Source organism: uncultured Pluralibacter sp., from assembly GCF_913775985.1.
GTDB lineage: Bacteria > Pseudomonadota > Gammaproteobacteria > Enterobacterales > Enterobacteriaceae > Pluralibacter.
Genome location: NZ_CAJYMB010000087.1, coordinates 1 through 14,968, shown reverse-complemented (window position 1 = coordinate 14,968; position 14,968 = coordinate 1). Strand labels below are relative to the sequence as shown.

13 protein-coding genes and 2 tRNA genes are annotated in these 14,968 nt (G+C 57.6%); 4 read left to right on the top strand and 11 right to left on the bottom strand.

Going from position 1 to position 14,968, the window contains the following annotated elements; all coding sequences use genetic code 11:
- Nucleotides 1-10: 10 nt before the first annotated feature.
- Nucleotides 11-2,035 (bottom strand): DNA helicase Rep, encoded by a 2,025-nt coding sequence (gene rep / locus QZ766_RS09175; protein WP_297200534.1) that lies wholly within the window; start codon nucleotides 2,033-2,035, stop codon nucleotides 11-13.
- 83 nt (nucleotides 2,036-2,118) lie between these two features.
- Between rep and ppiC the strand changes: the two genes are divergently transcribed.
- Nucleotides 2,119-2,400, top strand: a complete 282-nt coding sequence (gene ppiC, locus QZ766_RS09170; RefSeq protein ID WP_297200531.1) for a peptidylprolyl isomerase PpiC — start codon at nucleotides 2,119-2,121, stop codon at nucleotides 2,398-2,400.
- A 51-nt stretch (nucleotides 2,401-2,451) separates the two neighbouring features.
- On the opposite strand, the gene ilvC is transcribed toward ppiC, so the two are convergent.
- A complete protein-coding gene (gene ilvC, locus QZ766_RS09165; protein ID WP_297200529.1) occupies nucleotides 2,452-3,927 on the bottom strand; it encodes a ketol-acid reductoisomerase in 1,476 nt (491 codons plus the stop codon).
- Nucleotides 3,928-4,078: 151 nt separating this feature from the next.
- Between ilvC and ilvY the strand changes: the two genes are divergently transcribed.
- On the top strand, nucleotides 4,079-4,969 hold the full coding sequence (ilvY, locus tag QZ766_RS09160; protein ID WP_297200526.1) for an HTH-type transcriptional activator IlvY: 891 nt from the start codon (nucleotides 4,079-4,081) through the stop codon (nucleotides 4,967-4,969).
- A gap of 14 nt (nucleotides 4,970-4,983) precedes the next feature.
- Here the strand turns inward: ilvY and ilvA are convergent, their stop codons facing one another.
- The 6 genes from ilvA to ilvL form a co-directional block, all read right to left on the bottom strand.
- Nucleotides 4,984-6,528 carry a threonine ammonia-lyase, biosynthetic gene (gene ilvA / locus QZ766_RS09155; RefSeq protein ID WP_297200523.1) on the bottom strand — a complete coding sequence of 515 codons (1,545 nt, stop codon included), beginning with the start codon at nucleotides 6,526-6,528 and terminating at the stop codon, nucleotides 4,984-4,986.
- Nucleotides 6,529-6,530: 2 nt separating this feature from the next.
- On the bottom strand, nucleotides 6,531-8,381 hold the full coding sequence (ilvD, locus tag QZ766_RS09150; protein ID WP_297200520.1) for a dihydroxy-acid dehydratase: 1,851 nt from the start codon (nucleotides 8,379-8,381) through the stop codon (nucleotides 6,531-6,533).
- A 61-nt stretch (nucleotides 8,382-8,442) separates the two neighbouring features.
- Entirely contained in the window at nucleotides 8,443-9,369 is a 927-nt protein-coding gene (locus tag QZ766_RS09145; RefSeq protein ID WP_297200516.1) for a branched-chain amino acid transaminase, read from the bottom strand.
- A 17-nt stretch (nucleotides 9,370-9,386) separates the two neighbouring features.
- Entirely contained in the window at nucleotides 9,387-9,650 is a 264-nt protein-coding gene (gene ilvM, locus QZ766_RS09140) for an acetolactate synthase 2 small subunit (protein ID WP_297200513.1), read from the bottom strand.
- Nucleotides 9,647-11,293, bottom strand: a complete 1,647-nt coding sequence (gene ilvG / locus QZ766_RS09135; RefSeq protein WP_297200510.1) for an acetolactate synthase 2 catalytic subunit — start codon at nucleotides 11,291-11,293, stop codon at nucleotides 9,647-9,649. Before ilvG ends, ilvM begins: the two co-directional genes overlap by 4 nt.
- Nucleotides 11,294-11,432: 139 nt before the next feature.
- Nucleotides 11,433-11,531 carry an ilv operon leader peptide gene (gene ilvL, locus QZ766_RS09130; protein WP_015966468.1) on the bottom strand — a complete coding sequence of 33 codons (99 nt, stop codon included), beginning with the start codon at nucleotides 11,529-11,531 and terminating at the stop codon, nucleotides 11,433-11,435.
- 314 nt (nucleotides 11,532-11,845) lie between these two features.
- Between ilvL and QZ766_RS09125 the strand changes: the two genes are divergently transcribed.
- On the top strand, nucleotides 11,846-13,369 hold the full coding sequence (locus QZ766_RS09125) for a YifB family Mg chelatase-like AAA ATPase (RefSeq protein WP_297200503.1): 1,524 nt from the start codon (nucleotides 11,846-11,848) through the stop codon (nucleotides 13,367-13,369).
- 24 nt (nucleotides 13,370-13,393) lie between these two features.
- Here QZ766_RS09125 and QZ766_RS09120 read toward each other — a convergent pair whose 3' ends face one another.
- A complete protein-coding gene (locus tag QZ766_RS09120) occupies nucleotides 13,394-13,732 on the bottom strand; it encodes a DUF413 domain-containing protein (protein WP_297200499.1) in 339 nt (112 codons plus the stop codon).
- A gap of 106 nt (nucleotides 13,733-13,838) precedes the next feature.
- On the opposite strand from QZ766_RS09120, the gene hdfR reads away from it, so the two are divergent.
- Complete coding sequence (hdfR, locus tag QZ766_RS09115) at nucleotides 13,839-14,672, top strand: HTH-type transcriptional regulator HdfR (protein WP_297200496.1); 834 nt, start codon at nucleotides 13,839-13,841, stop codon at nucleotides 14,670-14,672.
- 86 nt (nucleotides 14,673-14,758) lie between these two features.
- On the opposite strand, the gene QZ766_RS09110 is transcribed toward hdfR, so the two are convergent.
- A tRNA-Trp gene (locus QZ766_RS09110) sits at nucleotides 14,759-14,834 on the bottom strand.
- An 8-nt stretch (nucleotides 14,835-14,842) separates the two neighbouring features.
- Nucleotides 14,843-14,919, bottom strand: a tRNA-Asp gene (locus tag QZ766_RS09105).
- Nucleotides 14,920-14,968 lie beyond the last annotated feature (49 nt).

Here is a 14,968-nt window from a genome sequence, read left to right as displayed (position 1 = left end):
CCCCGCCAGGCTACGACTTGCCTTTTGCCCGGGCCAGCATCTCTTTAATGCTGGCCACGTTGGCCTGCCCCTTGTGCATTCGCTCTTCCGCAGAGATTACCTTGCGCGCCTGCTCCCAAACTAAATCGTCCTGCGGCAGCTCAAGCAGAAAACGGCTGGGCTCCGGACGCACCAGTTCGCCGTATTGCCGCCGCTCTTTGCATAAGGTAAAGGTCAGCTCTTTCTGGGCGCGGGTGATGCCTACGTAGGCCAGCCGACGCTCCTCGTCCACATTATCTTCATCAATGCTGCTCTGGTGCGGCAGCAGTCCCTCCTCCATCCCCACCAGATAAACATACGGAAACTCCAGCCCTTTCGAGGCATGCAGCGTCATCAGCTGGACCTGATCGACCTCTTCGTCACTTTCGCCGCGCTCCATCATGTCGCGCAGGGTAAAGCGGGTTACCACCTGGGTCAGGGTCATCGGCTCTTCAAGCTCCGATCCCTCCAGCATCTCCGTCATCCAGCCGAACAGCGTATTAACGTTTTTCATCCGCATTTCGGCCGCTTTCGGGCTCGGCGAGGTCTCAAACAGCCACGACTCGTAGTCGATACCGTGGATCAGATCGCGAACGGCGGCAATCGGCTCCCGCTCCGCCAGGCGCTGCACTTCTGCCAGCCAGTGGGTGAAGCGCGTCAGGGATTCATAGCCGCGGCCGGTGAGGGTTTGCGTGAGCCCCATATCAAAACTGGCGGCAAACAGCCCTTTGTTGCGGCTGCCCGACCATTCACCCAGCTTCTGCAGCGTCGCCGGGCCGATCTCGCGCTTTGGTGTGTTGACGATGCGCAGGAACGCGCTGTCGTCATCCGGATTGGTCAGCACCCGCAGATAGGCCAGCAGATCTTTAATTTCCGGCCGCGAGAAGAAAGAGGTGCCGCCGGAAATGCGGTAGGGAATGCGGTTTTGCATCAGCAGCTTTTCAAATACCCGGGACTGGTGGTTGCCGCGATACAGGATGGCGTAATCTTTATACTGCGTTTTGTTGATGAAGTGGTGCGCGATAAGTTCCCCGGCCACGCGCTCCGCCTCGTGCTCTTCGTGGTTTGCGCTCAGCACCTTCAGCTCAACGCCGTAGCCCAGTTCGGAAAAAAGCTTCTTCTCAAACACGTGGGGATTATTAGCAATCAGGATATTGGCCGCCTTCAGGATCCGCCCGGATGAGCGATAGTTCTGCTCGAGCTTAATCACCTGCAGCGCCGGAAAGTCCTGGCTCAGCAGTACCAGGTTCTGCGGCCGCGCGCCGCGCCAGGAGTAGATGGACTGGTCGTCGTCGCCGACCACGGTAAAGCGCGCCCGCGCGCCCACCAGCAGCTTAACCAGCTCGTACTGGCTGGTGTTGGTATCCTGATACTCATCCACCAGCAGGTAGCGAATTTTATTCTGCCAGCGCTCGCGCACCTCTTCGTTACGCTGCAGCAACAGCGTCGGGAGCAGGATCAGGTCGTCAAAATCCAGCACGTTGCAGGCTTTCATGTGCGCATCGTACAAGCTGTAGCAGTGGGCGAAGATCCGGTCCCGCTCGCCTTTGGCCTGAGCGGCGGCCTGCGCCGGCGTCAGCAGATCGTTTTTCCAGTTTGAGATCGTGGAGATCAGCTGCTGCAGCAGCACTTTGTCATCTTCGATCAGGTTCTCGGTCAGCTCTTTCAGCAGCGCGGTCTGATCGGTATCGTCAAACAGGGAGAAGTTAGATTTCATCCCCAGCGCGGCAAATTCGCGCTTGATGATCTCCAGGCCCAGCGTGTGGAAGGTGGAAATCATCAGCCCGCGGGCCTCTTTGCGCCCCAGGGTTTGCGCCACGCGCTCTTTCATCTCCCGCGCCGCTTTATTGGTGAAGGTCACCGCCGCAATGTGGCGGGCCTGATAGCCGCAGTGGTGGATCAGATGCGCGATTTTATTGGTGATAACGCGCGTTTTACCGGATCCCGCGCCCGCCAGCACCAGGCAGGGTCCGGTGACGAATTCGACGGCTTGCTGTTGTCCGGGATTTAAACGCATAGGATCACTCGATGAAAGAAGGGAGGGGAAAAACAGAGCGTGGTAGTATAGCCAGCCTTAAGCAACTCACTCAAGGCACTATCATGGCAAAAACAGCAGCAGCACTGCATATCCTTGTAAAAGAAGAACAACAGGCTTTAGATCTTCTTGAGCAAATTAAGAACGGCGCAGATTTCGGCAAGCTGGCAAAGAAACACTCTATCTGCCCGTCGGGCAAGCGCGGCGGTGATTTAGGCGAGTTCCGCCAGGGCCAGATGGTTCCGGCTTTTGATAAAGTGGTCTTCTCCTGCCCGGTGCTGGAGCCTGTCGGTCCGCTGCATACCCAGTTTGGCTACCACATCATCAAAGTGCTGTACCGCAACTAATAAAAAGCCCGGCGGATGCGAACACCTGCCGGGCTTTACCTTCACTGTATATTATCCCGCGACGGCGATACGCTTCATATCGGTCATGTAGCCGCGCAGTTTTTTACCCACCTGCTCAATGGCATGGCCGCGAACGGCTTCGTTCACATCGCGCAGCTGGGCGTTGTCTACCGCGCCTTCGGCGATGGCTTTACCCAGATCGCCCGCCTGCAGCGTGGTCATAAACTCTTTCAGCAGCGGCACGCAGGCGTAGGAGAACAGGTAGTTACCGTACTCGGCGGTATCAGAGATAACCACGTTCATTTCATACAGGCGCTTGCGGGCAATGGTGTTTGCAATCAGCGGCAGCTCGTGCAGCGATTCGTAGTAGGCAGACTCTTCGATGATGCCGGCATCTACCATGGTTTCAAAGGCCAGTTCAACACCGGCTTTCACCATTGCAATCATCAGCACGCCTTTGTCGAAGTACTCCTGCTCGCCAATTTTACCTTCGTACTGCGCCGCGGTTTCAAAAGCAGTTTTGCCGGTCTCTTCGCGCCAGGTCAGCAGTTTCTTATCATCTTCGGCCCAGTCCGCCATCATGCCGGAGGAGAATTCACCGGAAATGATATCGTCCATGTGCTTCTGGAACAGCGGCGCCATGATCTCTTTCAACTGTTCAGACAGCGCGTAGGCGCGCAGTTTCGCCGGGTTGGAGAGGCGGTCCATCATCAGGGTGATGCCGCCCTGCTTCAGCGCTTCGGTGATGGTTTCCCAGCCGTACTGAATCAGTTTTTCGGCATAGGCCGGATCGGTACCATCCTGCACCAGCTTGTCGAAGCACAGCAGAGAACCCGCCTGCAGCATACCGCACAGAATAGTCTGCTCGCCCATCAGGTCAGATTTCACTTCGGCAACGAAGGAAGATTCCAGCACGCCCGCGCGGTGACCGCCGGTGGCCGCAGCCCAGGCTTTGGCAATCGCCATGCCTTCGCCTTTCGGATCGTTTTCCGGGTGAACGGCGATGAGCGTCGGCACGCCGAAGCCGCGCTTGTACTCTTCGCGCACTTCGGTGCCCGGGCACTTCGGCGCTACCATCACGACGGTGATGTCTTTACGGATCTGCTCGCCCACTTCCACGATGTTGAAACCGTGAGAGTAGCCCAGCGCCGCACCGTCTTTCATCAGCGGCTGTACCGAGCGCACAACATCAGAGTGCTGCTTGTCCGGCGTCAGGTTAACCACCAGATCCGCCTGCGGGATCAGCTCCTCATAGGTGCCGACTTTAAAACCGTTTTCAGTGGCTTTACGCCAGGAAGCGCGCTTCTCAGCAATCGCTTCTTTGCGCAAAGCGTAAGAGATATCCAGACCGGAATCACGCATATTGAGGCCCTGGTTCAGGCCCTGCGCGCCGCAGCCGACGATGACCACTTTTTTACCCTGAAGGTAGCTCGCGCCATCGGCGAATTCGTCGCGCGCCATAAAGCGACATTTGCCCAGCTGCGCCAGCTGCTGGCGCAGGTTCAGTGTATTGAAGTAGTTAGCCATGGTGATTCCTCGTTGTGTTGTGCTGCTTATTATTTGTTTCGCCTTCTGGCGACGATGTACCCACATTACAGCAGGAAATTCATTGCGCAAATTGATATATTCACAACATCACATTGCAGCTTATGCAACATTAAAACAGGTGAGATAAGCGATGGATTTACGCGAACTGAAGATGTTTCTTCACCTGGCGGAAAGCCGCCATTTTGGCCGCAGCGCCCGGGCAATGCACGTCAGCCCGTCAACGCTCTCCCGGCAGATCCAGCGCCTCGAAGAGGATCTCGGCCAGCCGCTGTTCGTACGCGATAACCGCGCGGTGACCCTCACTGAAGCGGGTGAAGAACTGCGCACGTTTGCCCAGCAAACTCTGCTGCAGTATCAGCAGCTGCGCCACGCTATCGATCAGAAAGGGCCTTCCCTCTCCGGCGAGCTGCACCTCTTCTGCTCCGTTACCGCAGCCTACAGCCATCTGCCGCCTATTCTTGATCGCTTCCGGGCCGAGCATCCCTCGGTTGAAATTAAGCTCTCCACTGGTGACGCCGCCGACGCAATGGAAAAAGTGGTGACCGGCGAAGCCGATCTGGCGATTGCCGGAAAGCCGGAAACCCTACCCGGCGCAGTGGCCTTTTCAATCCTCGAAAATCTGGCGGTGGTGCTGATTGCCCCGGCGCTGCCTTGTCCGGTACGTACTCAGGTCACCCAGGAGAAGCCGGACTGGGCGACGGTACCGTTTATCATGCCCGATCAGGGGCCGGTGCGGCGGCGCATCGAGCTGTGGTTCCGACGGCACAAAATCAGCAACCCGTCGATTTACGCTACGGTAGGCGGACACGAGGCGATGGTCTCAATGGTGGCGCTGGGCTGCGGCGTGGCGCTGATCCCGGAAATCGTGCTGGAAAACAGCCCGGAGCCGGTGCGCAACAGGGTAATGATTCTGGAGCGCAGCGACGAGAAAACACCGTTCGAGCTGGGCGTGTGCGTACAAAAAAAGCGGCTGCACGAGCCGCTGATTGATGCGTTCTGGCACCTGCTGCCGGGCAATTAACCGGCAGGCGGGCCTTAACCGGCGAGGAAAAAGCGAAATGCCGGGTTGTTTGTTTCGTCGTGGCAGTCGTAGCCCAGCTCGTTGAGCCGGGTTTCAAAGTCCGGTTCGTGCTCGCCGAGTTCGAATGCCGCCAGCACGCGCCCGTAGTCGGTGCCGTGGCTGCGGTAGTGAAACAGGGAGATGTTCCAGTGGGTGCCCAGCGTATAGAGAAACTTCAGCAGCGCGCCGGGCGATTCCGGAAACTCGAAGCTGTAAAGCCGCTCCTGCAGCGGCATTGACGGGCGGCCACCCACCATGTAGCGCACGTGCAACTTCGCCATTTCATCATCAGAAAGATCCACCACGCTGTAGCCGCCGTCGTGGAGCAGATTCAGGATCTCTTTACGCTCTTCTACGCCGCGGCTGAGCCGCACGCCGACAAAAATGCAGGCGTTTTTCGCGTCGGCAAAACGGTAGTTGAACTCGGTCACCGAGCGCCCGCCCAGCAGCTGGCAAAACTTGAGGAAGCTGCCCTGCTCTTCCGGGATGGTGACTGCCAGCAGGGCTTCGCGCTGCTCGCCCAACTCGCAGCGCTCGGAAACATAGCGCAGGCCGTGGAAGTTGACGTTGGCTCCCGACAGCACGTGCGCCAGCCGCTCGCCGCGAATATTGTGCTGAGCGATATATTTCTTCATGCCCGCCAGCGCCAGCGCGCCGGACGGTTCGCCGATGGCGCGAACGTCCTCAAACAGATCCTTCATCGCCGCGCAGATAGCATCGCTGTCGACGGTGATAATATCGTCCAGATACGCCTGGCACAGGCGGAACGTTTCGTCTCCGATGCGCTTAACCGCGACGCCTTCCGCGAACAGCCCGACGCGGGGCAAGTCAACCGGCTCGCCCGCGTCCAGCGCCGCCTTCAGGCACGCGGAGTCCTCTGCCTCGACGCCGATGACTTTGATCTGCGGCATCAGCTGCTTGATAAGCACCGCAACCCCTGCCGCCAGACCGCCACCGCCCACCGGCACGAATACGCGGTCAAGATGGGCATCCTGCTGGATAAGCTCCAGCGCCAGCGTGCCCTGCCCCGCAATTACCATCGGATGATCGAACGGCGGCACCCAGGTAAATCCCTGCTGCTGCGCCAGCTCGATGGCTTTTGCTTTCGCTTCGTCAAAATTCGCGCCGTGCAGCAGCACCTCGCCGCCGAAGCCGCGCACCGCGTCCACTTTGATATCCGCAGTAGCGACAGGCATGACGATCAGCGCTTTGATGCCGAGTCGGGCAGAGGAAAATGCCACGCCCTGGGCGTGGTTGCCCGCCGAGGCGGTGATCACGCCGTGCGACTTTTGCTCTTCCGTCAGTCCGGCCATCATCGCGTAGGCCCCGCGCAGCTTGAAGCTGTGCACCGGCTGGCGATCTTCGCGCTTGACCAACACCACGTTGCCGAGGCGCGAAGAGAGCTTTTCCATTTTTTGCAGCGGCGTTACCTGCGCGGCTTCATACACCGGCGCGCGCAGCACGGCCCGAAGGTACTCCGCCCCCTCCGGGGCGGCAGATAGCGGCTGGGACTCGGCCATTGTTAGCCTCCCAGCTTCGATTTATCGCGCACCGCGCCCTTATCTGCGCTGGTGGCAAGGCTGGAGTAGGCGCGCAGGGCGAAGGAAACCTGACGCTGGCGATCGCGCGGCGTCCAGGCGCTGTCGCCCCGGGCCTCCTGCGCTTCGCGGCGGGCCGCAATCTCGCGATCGCTGAGCTGCAGCTGAATACCGCGGTTCGGGATGTCGATTTCAATCAGGTCGCCATCTTCAATCAGCGCGATGTTGCCGCCGCTGGCCGCTTCCGGAGAGACGTGACCGATGGATAACCCGGAGGTGCCGCCGGAGAAGCGCCCGTCGGTGATCAGGGCGCAGGCTTTGCCGAGGCCCATGGATTTGAGGTACGTGGTCGGATAGAGCATCTCCTGCATACCCGGGCCGCCTTTTGGCCCTTCGTAGCGGATAACCACCACGTCGCCGGCAACTACTTTGCCGCCAAGGATCGCGTCGACCGCGTCGTCCTGGCTCTCATAGACTTTCGCCGGGCCGGTAAATTTCAGAATGCTGTCGTCCACGCCCGCAGTTTTCACGATGCAGCCGTTTTCCGCGAAGTTGCCGTACAGCACCGCCAGCCCGCCATCTTTACTGTAGGCGTGCTCCAGCGAGCGGATGCAGCCCTCGGCGCGATCGTCGTCGAGCGTATCCCAGCGGCAGTTCTGCGAAAATGCCTGGGTGGTGCGGATGCCCGCCGGACCAGCGCGGAACATCTCTTTTACCGCCGGATCGTCGGTCAGCATGACGTCGTAGCGCTGCAGCGTTTCCGGCAGCGTCAGGCCAAGAACGTTTTTCACGTCGCGGTTCAGCAGACCGGCGCGATCCAGCTCGCCGAGAATGCCGAGCACGCCGCCGGCGCGGTGAACGTCTTCCATATGGTATTTCTGGGTGCTGGGCGCCACTTTACACAGCTGCGGCACCTTGCGGGACAGTTTGTCGATATCACTCATGGTGAAGTCGATTTCCGCTTCCTGCGCCGCCGCCAGCAGGTGCAGAACGGTGTTGGTCGAACCGCCCATCGCAATGTCCAGCGTCATGGCATTCTCGAAAGCAGACTTGCAGGCGATGTTGCGCGGCAGAGCAGAGTCGTCATCCTGCTCGTAGTAGCGCTTAGTCAGCGCGACAATCCGCTTGCCGGCGTTGATAAACAGCTCTTTGCGGTCGGCGTGAGTGGCGAGCAGCGAGCCGTTACCCGGCTGCGACAGACCCAGCGCTTCCGTCAGGCAGTTCATGGAGTTAGCCGTGAACATACCCGAACAGGAGCCGCAGGTCGGGCAGGCAGATCGCTCAATCTGGTCGCTTTGCTCGTCGGACACGTTCGGGTTAGCACCCTGAATCATCGCATCCACCAGGTCGAGCTTGATCAGCTGATCGGAAAGCTTGGTTTTACCGGCTTCCATCGGGCCGCCGGAGACGAAAATCACCGGAATGTTGAGGCGCAGGGAGGCCATCAACATCCCCGGGGTGATCTTGTCGCAGTTGGAGATGCACACCATTGCATCGGCGCAGTGTGCGTTAACCATGTATTCCACGGAGTCGGCGATAAGCTCGCGCGACGGCAGTGAATACAGCATGCCCCCGTGCCCCATTGCGATACCGTCATCCACCGCGATGGTATTGAACTCTTTCGCCACGCCGCCGGCGGCTTCAATCTGCTCGGCAACCAGCTTACCGAGATCGCGCAGATGCACGTGGCCCGGCACGAACTGGGTAAAGGAGTTAACCACGGCGATAATCGGCTTACCGAAATCGGCGTCGGTCATCCCGGTTGCGCGCCACAGCGCGCGGGCACCCGCCATATTGCGGCCGTGTGTGGTGGTGGCGGAACGATACTTAGGCATGCTCTTTTTACTCCCGTCTGTCTCATTAGGGGGACGATGCGTGCCGTCCCCATTTTTAATCTTAATTAACCTGATCCAACCAGCCCCATTTATCTTCCGTTTCACCGGTGAAGAGGCCAAAGAATGCTTCCTGAATGCGTTTGGTCACCGGACCGCGGCGGCCTTCGCCCACCTGAATACCGTCAACGCTGCGCACCGGGGTTATTTCCGCGGCGGTACCGGACATAAAGACTTCGTCAGCCAGGTACAGCGACTCGCGCGACAGCACCTGCTCGCGAACCTCAATACCCAGATCTTTTGCCAGCTTGATGATGGCATCGCGGGTAATGCCCGGCAGCGCGGAAGAGGTGAACGGCGGGGTGAACACGATGCCATCTTTCACTTCAAACAGGTTTTCACCCGCGCCTTCGGAAATGTAGCCGTTCACATCCAGCGCGATACCTTCCTGATAGCCGTGGCGGCGCGCCTCGCTGCCGACCAGCAGGGACGAAAGATAGTTACCACCGGCTTTTGCCGCCGTCGGAATGGTGTTTGGCGCGGCGCGGTTCCAGGAAGAGACCATTGCGTCAATGCCCTGCTCCAGCGCTTCTGCACCGAGATAGGCGCCCCACGGGAAGGCGGCAATAATCACATCGGTGCTGTAGCCGTCCGGCGGGTTAACGCCCATGCCCACGTCGCCGACAAAAACCAGCGGGCGGATGTAGGCGCTGGTGAGATTATTTTTACGGATGACTTCACGGCAGGCTTCCATTAATTCATCGACGCTCTGAGACACCGGGAAACGGTAAATTTTGGCTGAATCGCGCAGGCGCTGCATGTGCTCGCGGTGGCGGAAAACCACCGGGCCTTTGTGCGAGTCGTAGCAGCGAATACCTTCAAACACAGATGTACCGTAGTGCAGCGCGTGTGACATCACGTGTACTTTGGCCTCGCCCCACGGAACCATCTCACCGTTGAACCAGATGTAATCAGCTTTTTTCGTCGTCATTTTTCTTCCTTTTGCGCTCAGGCGCGGATTTGTTGTGATGTTGTTGCGTGTTGCAAAATCTCGACGCAGGCCACGTCGACCAGCTTACTTAGCTGGCTAAACAGTAATTCGACCGGGCGGAGGCTGGCAACGGTCAATTCAATATTTATATTTTGCGCGTCGGCAGCCGTTTCCATATTCATGGCGCGGATCTGAAATCCGCGGTGGCGCACCACGCGCAGCACGCGTTCTAACGTTTCAGGGTTAAAGCGGGCCTGCACAGCGACCTGATGTTGCATCATGATAATTTCTCCAGCATTTCTGCATTGCTGGCGCCGGGCGGCACCAGAGGCCAGACGTTCTCAAGCTCGTCGATTGAGACGTGAAGCAAATAGGGCCCTTTGCTGTTCAGCATGGTGTCGAGCGCGGCTTCAACCTGGTCTTTACGGGTGATATGCTGGCCCGGAATGCCGAAGGCGCTGGCCAGCGTGAGGAAGTCGGGATTGTCGGTGAGCGTAGTTTCGCTGTAACGCTCCTGGAAGAAGAGTTGCTGCCACTGGCGAACCATTCCCAGACGCTGGTTATCCAGCAACACAATCTTCAGCGGCAGCTGTTTGCGCTTAACGGTGCCGAGCTCCTGCACGTTCATCATGAAAGAGCCGTCACCGGAGATACAAATAACCGTATCGTCCGGGCGTGCAACCTGTGCGCCGACGGCGGCCGGTAAACCAAAGCCCATCGTGCCGAGGCCGCTGGAGGTAATAAAATTTTCCGGCCGCGTATAGGTCATGTGCTGCGCGGACCACATCTGATGCTGGCCAACGTCGGTGGTGACAACGGCATCTTTCGCTTTACGCGCGGAGAGCTGCTTTAACAACAGGGGCGCGTAGATAGCCTCGCCCGGGTGATCGTAGCGCCATTCGAACTCGCGACGCATATCCGCCGCGTGCTGTCGCCAGCCATCAATCGCCAACGGCTGCTGAAGCGCGGGCAGAATAGCGTTTAAATCGCCCTGTAAGCCAACATGCGCCTGGCGCAGCTTGTTGAGTTCCGCAGGATCGATATCGATGTGGATAACTTTTGCGTCGGGCGCGAAGGTATTCAGCTTGCCGGTCACCCGGTCATCGAAGCGTGCGCCGACGGCAATCAGTAAATCACACTGCTGGACGGCGAGGTTCGCGGCTTTGGTGCCGTGCATGCCCAGCATGCCCAGATACCCGGGATAGTCAGCGTCAACTACGCCCAGCCCTTTTAACGTGCAGGTTGCCGGCATCCGGGTGACTTCAAGGAACTCGCGCAGCGCGGGCACCGCCTGCGCCATGCCAACACCGCCGCCCACATACAGAACGGGTTTGCCGGCAGCGGCAATCATCTGTTTTGCCTGAGCGACATCGGCGTGCGGGAATGAAAACGGCTCATCAACGGTGGACAGCCAGGGCTCGAAACTGGTGCTGCCCTGCTGAATGTCTTTCGGGATATCAACCAGAACCGGGCCCGGACGACCCGAGTTCGCAAGCTCAAAAGCCTCAGCCATGATGCGCGGCAGTTCTTCCATGGACTGCACCAGAAAGCTGTGCTTGGTGCAGGCGAGAGACAGGCCGAGCACATCAACTTCCTGAAAAGCATCGGTGCCGATAAAGGGCGAAGAGACCTGTCCGGTGATAGCAACCACCGGCACAGAGTCGAGCAGCGCATCCGCCAGCCCGGTAATTAAATTGGTTGCCCCCGGGCCGGAGGTGGCCATGCATACACCGGTTTTACCGGTGGCCCGCGCATAGCCGATCGCGGCCATCGCGGCCCCCTGTTCGTGCCGGCACAGCAGGTGTTCGACGCCGCCGTCATACAATGCATCGTAAATTGGCATGATTGCGCCACCCGGATAGCCGAAAACCGTATCGACACCCCGCTCTCGCAACGCATGTACCACCCACTGAGCCCCGTTCATAGTCATTTTCCCGTCACATTTTTGGAGAAACAGAATTTTATGCTGATACCGCTTCTCTGCCGCTCGCTGATATTTTTAGGTCATAAAAAAACCCCCGAACCTTTCGGTGCGGGGGTCTTAGTTCGTTAAGGCCTGATCTTTAAGCCTTTCCTCGTCCAAGTGCAGCCCCGCACGGTGGGATAATAATCACCACCACGCTAATCACGACTAGGCTAATCACTCGTAGAAGGGCTTTCATCTTGGCTTTTCTTGTATCTTGTTCGAAGGAATACCTAAAGAGTTACCACAGACATTACAAAGATCACAAGATTTTTTTATAACCTTGCGCGTTGAGTTATTAACACTATTTATCTAATCAATTGTTAAATATAACAAAAAGGCATGATGAAAGATTTTAAAGATTTAAACATCTATTCTTTGTGCGATCGTGCGCGCAAATATCACGTACGTCAGGGAAATAACGAAAAAAGTGCGGAATCATCGCCGTAATCGGCAATGTCGCTTGTGGTACTTATCTACTACCCGCTCTACAGTGCCTGCCTGGAGGATGTTATGGCACTGGCGATTGTTTATACACGTGCAGCACTCGGCGTCAATGCGCCGCTCATTACCGTTGAAGTGCATATCAGCAATGGTCTCCCCGGATTAACGCTCGTCGGCCTCCCGGAGACGGCGGTTAAAGAATCACGGGACAGAGTACGTAGCGCGGTTATCAACAGTGGCTACGAATTTCCGGCAAAGAAAATTACGATTAACCTTGCACCGGCGGATCTGCCGAAAGAGGGAGGTCGATACGACCTGCCTATCGCCATTGCGCTTCTGACAGCCTCTGAGCAGCTCAAAGCGCCAGGGCTCAATCTGTATGAGTTGATGGGCGAACTGGCTCTTACGGGGGCATTACGCGGCGTCAGCGGCACCATCTCCGGCGCGATGGAGGCTATCTCTGCCGGCAGACAGATGATTTTGCCGGCAGAGAATGGATCCGAAGCCGGACTCATTGAGGGATCAAACTGCTTTGTCGCCAGCCATCTGCTGGAGGTATGCGCGTTCCTGGAGGGAAAGGCCTCGCTCGAACACCCGCAGCCGCAGTTGATAGACTGCCTTGTGGACGACGAGGCGGACATCAGCGATGTTATCGGCCAGCAGCAGGGGAAGCGCGCGCTGGAGATAGCGGCCGCGGGCGGCCACAATCTGCTTTTCATCGGGCCGCCGGGTACCGGAAAAACCATGCTGGCCAGCCGCCTACCGGGCCTGCTCCCCGACCTGAGCAATCACGAGGCACTGGAGAGTGCGGCTATTTTAAGCCTCGTCAATGCGGGGCGTGTTCAGCATCAGTGGCAGAAGCGCCCTTTTCGCGCGCCGCACCACAGCGCGTCGCTCACGGCGATGGTTGGCGGTGGCGCAATCCCTCTGCCCGGTGAGATCTCATTAGCCCATAACGGCATTCTTTTTCTCGACGAGCTGCCTGAGTTTGAGCGTCGGGTACTGGATGCATTAAGAGAGCCGATAGAGTCAGGCAAAGTGCACATCTCCCGCACCCGGGCAAAAATCAGCTATCCGGCACGCTTTCAGCTTATTGCCGCTATGAACCCAAGCCCGACCGGACATTATCAGGGTACGCACAATCGCTGTACTCCGGAGCAAACCATGCGTTATCTGGGGAGGCTGTCGGGCCCCTTTCTTGACCGCTTCGATCTTTCACTAGAGATACCGCTCCCGCCCGCAGGATTACTAAGTCAGCCACAGGCCGCGGGTGAAAGCAGTAAGGAGGTAAAAGCACGCGTTCTGATCGCCAGAGAGAGACAACTCGCAAGGCAAGGGACTCTGAATGCGTTACTGGGTAATCCGCAAATCAAGACCTTCTGCGCATTGAGTGATGCGGATGCCGTCTGGCTTGAACAGACGCTGGTTCGGCTTGGGCTGTCTATTCGCGCCTGGCAAAGGCTGCTAAAAGTCTCCAGAACCATTGCCGATTTGGAGGATGCTGGGCAAATCTCACGAATGCACCTGCAGGAGGCATTAAGTTATCGGGCAGTTGAGCGGCTGCTGCTTCATTTGCAGAAAATGATGGCGTAAAAAAGGGGCCAACGCCCCTTATTATCAATCTTCGCTTTCCGTGTACTCTTCAGCACCGTCGGCCTGCGGCTTGCCGCCTGACAGCGTATGAAAACGCTTCGGCCGCTTGATGCGCGACATGTATTTGGTCCACACGCGCTCAATTTCAGTTACCGGCTCGCGTTCGCCGCGGCATACGGCAACGAACTGTTTTTCATCTTCGGTTACCGGCTCACGCTTGCCGAGATCCAGCTCGTTAAATGCGTAACCGTGGCGCTCCAGTAATTGCGCTTCCTTGATGGTGAAATCACCGTGACGCGAGAACCCGCGGGGATAATGTTTATTGTCGAAAAAACGATTAGTTGTCGTAAAGCTATCCGCCATCCTGCACGCTCCTAATTCTTTGGCTGAGCTATTTATGGCGCGGAGTATTAGTTACGCTTGACAGAGTGTAAAACAAAAGATTTAAATCATTACGACAAATAAAATTGTGGAGACGGCTGTGGATACGGAATTGCTAAAAACTTTCCTCGAAGTGAGTAAGACTCGCCATTTTGGCCGGGCGGCAGAAGCTCTTTATCTTACTCAGTCAGCCGTTAGCTTTCGCATCCGTCAGCTGGAGAATCAGTTGGGCGTGAACCTCTTCACCCGCCACCGGAATAATATTCGCCTGACGCCTGCCGGAGAGAAGCTGCTGCCTTATGCCGAGACGCTGATGAGTACCTGGCAGGCTGCACGTAAAGAGGTGGCGAATACCTCACGGCACAATGAATTTTCTATAGGTGCCAGCGCTTCTCTGTGGGAGTGCATGCTTAATACGTGGCTCGGCCGGCTATACCGGGCGCAGAGCGCACTTCAGTTCGAAGCCCGCATTGCGCAGCGCCAGTCGCTGGTTAAGCAGCTGCACGAGCGGCAGCTGGATCTGCTGATCACTACCGAAGCACCAAAGATGGATGAGTTTGGCAGCCAGCTGCTGGGGAATTTCACACTAGGCCTGTACTGCGATGGGCCAGCAAAGACGAAATCGGATATGAACTATCTGCGCCTCGAGTGGGGTCCCGATTTTCAGCAGCATGAGTCTGGCCTTATTGCACCTGACGATATTCCTCTTTTGACAACCAGCTCAGCACAGCTCGTACGGCAGCAGCTGGCCGCGCTAAACGGCTATTCCTGGCTTCCGTCAAAATGGGCTGACGCGCAGTGCGATTTGCATATGGTGGCGGACGGCTCGATCCTGTCGCGTCCGCTATATGCCATTTGGCTGCAGAACAGCGACAAACAGCCGCAAATTAAAGAGCTTCTTAAAGTGAGTATTTTCGACTGAGGGTTGCAAACCCGGATGGTAGGGGTAGGAGAGCGCAGATTACGGGCAAAAAAAAACCTTAGCGTTTGCTAAGGTTTTTTCTTATCTGGCAGGGGCGGAGAGACTCGAACTCCCAACACCCGGTTTTGGAGACCGGTGCTCTACCAATTGAACTACGCCCCTAAATAGGGTGGCGGAACGGACGGGACTCGAACCCGCGACCCCCTGCGTGACAGGCAGGTATTCTAACCGACTGAACTACCGCTCCACCGAATACTTCTGTAACCACCGGTTTAGTACCCCGGCTTACTGCTTAA

Bases quoted from the DNA above. Each gene is read 5' to 3' on its own strand.
- ilvM (WP_297200513.1), bottom strand. From the start codon at position 9,650: ATGATGCAACATCAGGTCGCTGTGCAGGCCCGCTTTAACCCTGAAACG.
- QZ766_RS09125 (WP_297200503.1), top strand. From the start codon at position 11,846: ATGGCACTGGCGATTGTTTATACACGTGCAGCACTCGGCGTCAATGCG.
- rep (WP_297200534.1), bottom strand. From the start codon at position 2,035: ATGCGTTTAAATCCCGGACAACAGCAAGCCGTCGAATTCGTCACCGGA.
- QZ766_RS09120 (WP_297200499.1), bottom strand. From the start codon at position 13,732: ATGGCGGATAGCTTTACGACAACTAATCGTTTTTTCGACAATAAACAT.
- ilvG (WP_297200510.1), bottom strand. From the start codon at position 11,293: ATGAACGGGGCTCAGTGGGTGGTACATGCGTTGCGAGAGCGGGGTGTC.
- ilvL (WP_015966468.1), bottom strand. From the start codon at position 11,531: ATGAAAGCCCTTCTACGAGTGATTAGCCTAGTCGTGATTAGCGTGGTG.
- ilvC (WP_297200529.1), bottom strand. From the start codon at position 3,927: ATGGCTAACTACTTCAATACACTGAACCTGCGCCAGCAGCTGGCGCAG.
- ppiC (WP_297200531.1), top strand. From the start codon at position 2,119: ATGGCAAAAACAGCAGCAGCACTGCATATCCTTGTAAAAGAAGAACAA.
- ilvY (WP_297200526.1), top strand. From the start codon at position 4,079: ATGGATTTACGCGAACTGAAGATGTTTCTTCACCTGGCGGAAAGCCGC.
- ilvA (WP_297200523.1), bottom strand. From the start codon at position 6,528: ATGGCCGAGTCCCAGCCGCTATCTGCCGCCCCGGAGGGGGCGGAGTAC.
- ilvD (WP_297200520.1), bottom strand. From the start codon at position 8,381: ATGCCTAAGTATCGTTCCGCCACCACCACACACGGCCGCAATATGGCG.
- QZ766_RS09145 (WP_297200516.1), bottom strand. From the start codon at position 9,369: ATGACGACGAAAAAAGCTGATTACATCTGGTTCAACGGTGAGATGGTT.